General features: G+C 68.6%; 4 protein-coding genes. 1 reads left to right on the top strand and 3 read right to left on the bottom strand.

The genetic code is table 11. The features are described from left to right. A partial coding sequence (locus FKP22_RS23535; protein WP_141290102.1) for a CorA family divalent cation transporter occupies nucleotides 1–720 on the top strand: 720 nt, incomplete at its 5' end. Between the two features lie 18 nt (nucleotides 721–738). On the opposite strand, the gene FKP22_RS23530 is transcribed toward FKP22_RS23535, so the two are convergent. The 3 genes from FKP22_RS23530 to FKP22_RS23520 all read right to left on the bottom strand — a co-directional run. Then, a complete protein-coding gene (locus FKP22_RS23530; RefSeq protein ID WP_141290101.1) occupies nucleotides 739–1,419 on the bottom strand; it encodes an ABC transporter ATP-binding protein in 681 nt (226 codons plus the stop codon). A 24-nt stretch (nucleotides 1,420–1,443) separates the two neighbouring features. Continuing rightward, the gene (locus FKP22_RS23525; protein ID WP_170201037.1) at nucleotides 1,444–2,757 is read right to left on the bottom strand and encodes an efflux RND transporter periplasmic adaptor subunit; all 1,314 of its coding nucleotides are present in this window, start codon (nucleotides 2,755–2,757) and stop codon (nucleotides 1,444–1,446) included. Beyond that, nucleotides 2,754–3,905, bottom strand: a 1,152-nt coding sequence (locus FKP22_RS23520) for an FtsX-like permease family protein (protein WP_141290099.1), incomplete at its 5' end; no start/stop codon positions are given. The genes FKP22_RS23520 and FKP22_RS23525, both read right to left, overlap by 4 nt.

Here is a 3,905-nt window from a genome sequence, read left to right as displayed (position 1 = left end):
ATCACCGTTCACCCCGCCGACTGCATGGTGCGCGAATACTTCGCCCAGCGGCTGCAGCAGCATTCCCGCGAGTCCGACCTGCGCGGCTCGGCGCGCCTGCCCACCAGCCCGGCCGACCTGATGCTGCGCATGGTGAACTACATGGTGGACAGCTACCTGGAGCTGCGCCGCCTGCTCACCCGCCACCTCGGCACGCTGCAGGCCGAGCTGCTGAAGGCCAACAGCCGCTTTGCCGACTGGCAGCTCATCCTCAGCTCACGCGAGGCACTGCACCTGCTGGAAGACACCTGCGAGGACCAGCGCAGCGCGATCCAGGAATGGATAGACGCGCTGGACGAATGGCCGGAGGCCGCTTCGGTCGCAGAGCGGCGCGAGCGCGAGCTGTTGCGGGTGCGCTCGCGTGACGTGCTCGAGCACATCGAGCGCGTGCTGAGCCATGTGCGCCGGCTGGAGCAATCGGCCGAAGCCGCGGTGCAGATGCACTTCTCGGCCCTGGGCCAGCGCACCAACGACATCATGCGCACGCTGACCGTGCTGACTGCGATCTTCCTGCCGCTGAACCTGATCACCGGCATCTTCGGCATGAACTTCGAGTGGCTGCCGCTGATCCACAAACAGGACGGCTTCTGGATCGCCGTGGCCGTGATGCTGGGCATCGGCATCGGCCTGGGGCTGTTCTTCTGGCGCAAGCGCTACCTGGGTACGCGCTCCCGTCAGTAGGCCGCGCAACCGCGCGGGTCAGGCCACCACGGCGGCATCCACCAGCACCCGACCATCCAGCAGCCGCAACACGCGCGACGCCTGCGCCGCGTGGAACGGCGAGTGGGTGACCATCACCAGCGTCGTGCCCTCGGCGTTCAGCTCGCGCAGCAGCCGCATCACCTCCTCGCCATGCGCGCTGTCAAGGTTGCCCGTCGGCTCGTCGGCCAGCAACAGCGCGGGCCGCGAGACGATGGCGCGCGCGATCGCGACCCGCTGCTGCTGACCGCCGGAGAGCTGGCTCGGGCGATGGCCAGCGCGATGGCTCACCCCCAGGCGCTCCATTGCCTCGCCCACCCGCAGCGTGCGCTCGCGCGACGCAAGTTCGCCATACGCCAGTGCAAGGCCGATGTTCTCGGCCACGGTCAAATCGTCCAGCAGATTGAAGCTCTGGAACACGAATCCGATGCGACCTCGGCGCAGCTTGTGCAGCGCCCGCTCGGACCAGCCTGCCACATCCTCGCCGTCGAACCAGTAGTGGCCGCTGCTGGGCACATCCAGCAAGCCCAGCAGGCCCAGCAGTGTGGACTTGCCGCAGCCTGAAGGCCCGGTGATGGCCAGGTATTCACCCGCATCGATCTCCAGGTCGATGTGGTCCAGTGCCGTCGTCTGCACCTCCCCACTCCGGTAGACCTTGCTCAGTTGGCTCATTTTGAACATCGTGAAGTCCTTGCAATTGATGGATCAGCGCTGCAGCCTCAGCGCCTGCGCGGTGGCAAACGCCCGATAGCTGGAAGTGAGGACGCGCTCGCCAGGCGCCAAGCCCGCCAGCACCTCGATCTGGCCGGCGGCCCGGCGGCCCAGCCGCACTGCGCGGCGCTCGGCTTGTGCGCCTTCGGCGTCCACGACAAACACCCAGGCGCCGCCCGTGTCCGCATAAAAAGCACCATCGGGCAACAGCAGGGCAGGGGCGGGTCGCCCCAGGCGCACGGAGGCGGCCAGGGTCTGGCCGGCGGACAGCTGGGCTTGCATGGCTGCGGGCACGCTGGCGTCGAACTGCAGCTCGACACGAAAGCGCCCGTTTTGCACCTGTGGGTCGATGCGTGCCACCTGCATCGGCCAACGGCGCTCGCCCATTTCGACCTGGGCCGCCAGGCCCACTGCCACCCGGCCCAGATAGAACTCGTCGACGGCCGCCGACAGCAGGAACCGGTCGGCGCTGTCGATTCGCCCCAAGCGGTCGCCGGCCTTCATGGTGGCGCCCACCTGGGGAGCAAAGCCTGTCAAACGGCCATCCGCAGGCGCACGCAGCGCCAGGGCACCGTCGTCCCGCATCAGCTGCAGCCGCCGACTCAAGCCTTCCACCGCCCGCGCCATCTCGGTCACCGACTGGCTGCGGGTTCGCTCTTCGGCCTCGCTGTCGGCCTGTTGCTGCGCCAGCATTGTTCGCAGTTGCGCCAGTTGATCGGCCGAATCCTCCGCCGCAGCGGCCGAGACAAAACCTTGCCGGGCCAGATCCACCGTCCGCGCATGCGCTTTCTCCTGGCGCACCAGCTCGAAGCTGCGCTGCTGAAGCTCTCGCTGCAACAACGCATGGCTGGCCACCCATTGCGCCCTCAAGCCGGACAGATTGGCCAATTGCTGCGCCACCTCGGCCGATCGGGCCATCAGTTCCAGCTCCCTCTGTGGGTTTGACAGGCGCAGCAGTTCATCGCCGCGCCTGACCCGTGTCCCATCAGCCACCAGCACCGCATCCACCCGCCCGCCCTCCGTCGTGTCCAGCATCACCGACTGCTGAGGCGCCACCGTCGCACTGAGGCTCAGCTCATCATGGAAGGTGCCGTTCGCCACCAAGCCCAGGTCCACGTCCGCAAGCCTCACGGACACGCCGGGGCTGCGCGCTTGCCACAGCCAACTGGCGCCCCAGAGCACCAGCAACGCCATGCAAAGCGCAGCCAGCCGCCGCAGCCAGCGCAAGTGCTGGCTGATCGGCACGACCCGGTCCATGGCCGCGCCGCTCTGCGGGCCGCCGGCAGTGCGCAGTTCCGCCGCGGTCATGCCGGCTCGATTGCAAGGGCCTGCGCAGGCCGCAGGCGAAAAGCGGCCAGCAGATGCCGGGTCACCGCCAGCCCCGCCACCAACGTGAGGATCAGGCAAGCCAGCAGCATGGGCCATGCCCCCAGCGGCACACGCACCGCGAACTGGCTCAGGTACCACTCGCCGGCCCACCAGGCCAACGGCAGGCCCACCACAACGCCGGCCGCAGCAGCCCCGGCAAACTCCCTCAGCAACAGAAGTGCCACATCCCGGCGTCCGGCGCCATGCAGCTTGCGCAGCACGATCTCGCGCTGCTTCATCCTCAGGGTGTGCGCTGCCATCGCATACAGGCCCACACCGGCCATCAGCAAGGCCACCAGGCCCGCCACTGCAATCAGGCCTGCCATGCGCCGATCATCCCGGTACTGCACGGCCAGTTGCTCGGCCACGGGCGAGGCCACGACGGTTTCCTCCGGCACCCATTGCGCCACCCAGGCGGGCAGCGCCTGACGGGTGGCTGCGGCATCGCGCGTCCACAGCGTGAGCGCAGCTTGCCGCAGCGCAGTCAGATCGAACAAGGTGGGCACATGCGGCTCGCGTGCGCTCTCCAATCGAAGATCGGGCACCACCGCCGCCACCGTTTTTGCAGGCGAGCCTTGCCTGAGCGCCGATTGCAGCACCTGGCCAATGGCCGCCTCGGGGCTGGCAAATCCCAGCGCGGCCACGGCGCTGCGGTCCAGCACCACCGCGCCGCTCTGCGCCTCGACACGATGGTCCGCAGAGAGACGCCCCGCCAGCAGCGGCACGCCATAGGTCTCGAAGAATCCCGGGCCGATGCGGCTCGCAATGCGCATCGCCACCACCCGACCTCCTGGCCGCTGGAACTCGCCCGAAAAACCGAGCTGGTTGCGCCCGGGCAGATCCGAACTGCTGGTCACCCGCACCACCCCCGGTAAACGTGCCAAGGACGCCAGCAGCAGGTCCGGCCCAGGCGCCACGGTCTGCTCGGCACCCGAAAGCAGCCCGGCCAGTTCGCCATCTGGCAGGTCCAGGCCCCAGCGCCCCTGCAATTGATAGCCCAACTCCCTTTCGCCGGCCAGCCAGCCCTGGGCCGCCACCGTCAGCGCCACCGTCGCCAGCCCCGCCGCTGCACCGAACTGCACCGCGGT

This window comes from Ideonella azotifigens, from assembly GCF_006519715.1.
Lineage (GTDB): Bacteria > Pseudomonadota > Gammaproteobacteria > Burkholderiales > Burkholderiaceae_C > Ideonella > Ideonella azotifigens.
Note: the sequence above shows the minus strand (reverse complement) of the source record. Positions and strands in the feature narration are given on the sequence as shown.